General features: G+C 61.6%; 4 protein-coding genes and 1 pseudogene. 1 reads left to right on the forward strand and 4 read right to left on the reverse strand.

Translation table 11 applies throughout. The features are described from left to right. The first annotated feature begins 61 nt into the window (after window positions 1–61). On the forward strand, window positions 62–826 hold the full coding sequence (locus tag L288_RS35245; RefSeq protein WP_001389365.1) for an IS6-like element IS6100 family transposase: 765 nt from the start codon (window positions 62–64) through the stop codon (window positions 824–826). Between the two features lie 97 nt (window positions 827–923). Here L288_RS35245 and L288_RS35250 read toward each other — a convergent pair whose 3' ends face one another. The 4 genes and pseudogenes from L288_RS35250 to L288_RS35260 all read right to left on the reverse strand — a co-directional run bounded on the left by L288_RS35250 (window position 924) and on the right by L288_RS35260 (window position 2896). Continuing rightward, on the reverse strand, window positions 924–1286 hold the full coding sequence (locus L288_RS35250; RefSeq protein WP_007682395.1) for a hypothetical protein: 363 nt from the start codon (window positions 1284–1286) through the stop codon (window positions 924–926). Then, a complete protein-coding gene (locus L288_RS35255) occupies window positions 1286–1972 on the reverse strand; it encodes an EthD domain-containing protein (RefSeq protein WP_007682394.1) in 687 nt (228 codons plus the stop codon). Before L288_RS35255 ends, L288_RS35250 begins: the two co-directional genes overlap by 1 nt. 21 nt (window positions 1973–1993) lie before the next feature. Then, a pseudogene (locus tag L288_RS43150) lies at window positions 1994–2077 on the reverse strand (SDR family oxidoreductase); the annotation flags it as partial. A 54-nt stretch (window positions 2078–2131) separates the two neighbouring features. Then, entirely contained in the window at window positions 2132–2896 is a 765-nt protein-coding gene (locus tag L288_RS35260; RefSeq protein WP_001389365.1) for an IS6-like element IS6100 family transposase, read from the reverse strand. Between the last annotated feature and the right edge of the window lie 61 nt (window positions 2897–2957).

Genomic DNA, 2957 nt, shown 5'->3' on the forward strand with positions numbered 1-2957 from the left:
GGCTCTGTTGCAAAAATCGTGAAGCTTGAGCATGCTTGGCGGAGATTGGACGGACGGAACGATGACGGATTTCAAGTGGCGCCATTTCCAGGGTGATGTGATCCTGTGGGCGGTGCGCTGGTATTGTCGCTATCCGATCAGCTATCGCGACCTTGAGGAAATGCTGGCGGAACGCGGCATTTCGGTCGACCATACGACGATCTATCGCTGGGTCCAGTGCTACGCCCCGGAGATGGAGAAGCGGCTGCGCTGGTTCTGGCGGCGTGGCTTTGATCCGAGCTGGCGCCTGGATGAAACCTACGTCAAGGTGCGGGGCAAGTGGACCTACCTGTACCGGGCAGTCGACAAGCGGGGCGACACGATCGATTTCTACCTGTCGCCGACCCGCAGCGCCAAGGCAGCGAAGCGGTTCCTGGGCAAGGCCCTGCGAGGCCTGAAGCACTGGGAAAAGCCTGCCACGCTCAATACCGACAAAGCGCCGAGCTATGGTGCAGCGATCACCGAATTGAAGCGCGAAGGAAAGCTGGACCGGGAGACGGCCCACCGGCAGGTGAAGTATCTCAATAACGTGATCGAGGCCGATCACGGAAAGCTCAAGATACTGATCAAGCCGGTGCGCGGTTTCAAATCGATCCCCACGGCCTATGCCACGATCAAGGGATTCGAAGTCATGCGAGCCCTGCGCAAAGGACAGGCTCGCCCCTGGTGCCTGCAGCCCGGCATCAGGGGCGAGGTGCGCCTTGTGGAGAGAGCTTTTGGCATTGGGCCCTCGGCGCTGACGGAGGCCATGGGCATGCTCAACCACCATTTCGCAGCAGCCGCCTGATCGGCGCAGAGCGACAGCCTACCTCTGACTGCCGCCAATCTTTGCAACAGAGCCGATGCTGGCAAGCTCGGTCATCTCGTTCATGCGACGAACTCCTTTACAGCGTTGGCTCTGCCGTCCGCAGGATGCGGACCTGGTGCGGATAGGGCGAATTGTGCGCGCGCGGCTGCTTGTGCAATTCTACGGACATCGCCGCGTGAGCCAGCGCCAGCTGTAGCCTGAACAGGCGCAGCGTCGGCGCCGGCATCGCGTCGAGCGGAAAGGTCTCGACATGGTCGAGGATGGCTTCCGAACGGGAGAGCAGCACATCGTAGAAGCGGGTTATCTCCGCCATAGTCGCGCGCGCCCGGATATCCCATCGTTCCTGCGCCGTCTCGCCGATCCAGTGCGGCACGAATTCGAGAAGATCCTCGAAGCCGGGGGGCAGCACGGGCTCCTCGTCGAGCGCGGGGGCCGGCATCAGATCACCCGCTCGGCCGATGCCAGCATCGTGTAATGCTGGCCGGCCTGTGCCAGGAGCGCATCGAACGCCGCGCGATCACCCGCCACGCCGCGTTCGAAATCGGATAGCGTCGGCCACCACAGTTCGCGCGCGCCGATGAACGGCGAGGTGCCCTTGTGCACCGCGTCTATCGCGAACGAGCGGACATGCCGAAACGCGCCGATGCGATCGCCCAGCGCCTTGTCCTGATCGCCTGCCCAGGCCGGATTGCCATCCGCCTTGACCAGTTGCAGGATCTTGACGCTTACCGACCATTCGGTGGGCGACCACTGCACGGCCGCATCATCGGGATCGTCCACCGCCGGTCGCGAGCGGATAATGTCCTCCTCGAAGAAGGTGAACTTCAGTCCGTCCATGTCGACGAACAGCGGTTCGTCGGGGATGTTGTATTTGCGATGCGCGGGATCTTTGCCCATGTTGAGCGCATCGTCGAGACTGTCATACCACAGCTCGGTAATGCCGTCGTAGGCCAGCTGTGTATCAGGCAGCAGCGGAGAGACGATCCGGTGCGATTGCACATAGCCGCGCAGGCACGCGATCTTCTTGCTGAGTGTGCCGTGCGGATGGCGCCAGTGATCGTGGAACTGCTGTTCCGAAATGTCCTTCCGGCGCGGGATCGTCGCGAGTATCTTGATGCTGTGCATGGAGGCTGCTCCGTAAAATGATCAGATCGCGGTAAAGCCGCCGTCTGCTGCAAGGCAGGAGCCGGTGACGAACGAAGCCGCGTCGGACAGCAACCATACGGCGGCGGCTCTGTTGCAAAGATTGGCGGCAGTCAGAGGTAGGCTGTCGCTCTGCGCCGATCAGGCGGCTGCTGCGAAATGGTGGTTGAGCATGCCCATGGCCTCCGTCAGCGCCGAGGGCCCAATGCCAAAAGCTCTCTCCACAAGGCGCACCTCGCCCCTGATGCCGGGCTGCAGGCACCAGGGGCGAGCCTGTCCTTTGCGCAGGGCTCGCATGACTTCGAATCCCTTGATCGTGGCATAGGCCGTGGGGATCGATTTGAAACCGCGCACCGGCTTGATCAGTATCTTGAGCTTTCCGTGATCGGCCTCGATCACGTTATTGAGATACTTCACCTGCCGGTGGGCCGTCTCCCGGTCCAGCTTTCCTTCGCGCTTCAATTCGGTGATCGCTGCACCATAGCTCGGCGCTTTGTCGGTATTGAGCGTGGCAGGCTTTTCCCAGTGCTTCAGGCCTCGCAGGGCCTTGCCCAGGAACCGCTTCGCTGCCTTGGCGCTGCGGGTCGGCGACAGGTAGAAATCGATCGTGTCGCCCCGCTTGTCGACTGCCCGGTACAGGTAGGTCCACTTGCCCCGCACCTTGACGTAGGTTTCATCCAGGCGCCAGCTCGGATCAAAGCCACGCCGCCAGAACCAGCGCAGCCGCTTCTCCATCTCCGGGGCGTAGCACTGGACCCAGCGATAGATCGTCGTATGGTCGACCGAAATGCCGCGTTCCGCCAGCATTTCCTCAAGGTCGCGATAGCTGATCGGATAGCGACAATACCAGCGCACCGCCCACAGGATCACATCACCCTGGAAATGGCGCCACTTGAAATCCGTCATCGTTCCGTCCGTCCAATCTCCGCCAAGCATGCTCAAGCTTCACGATTTTTGCAACAGAGCC

It is taken from the genome of Sphingobium quisquiliarum P25 (assembly GCF_000445065.1).
Lineage (GTDB): Bacteria > Pseudomonadota > Alphaproteobacteria > Sphingomonadales > Sphingomonadaceae > Sphingobium > Sphingobium quisquiliarum.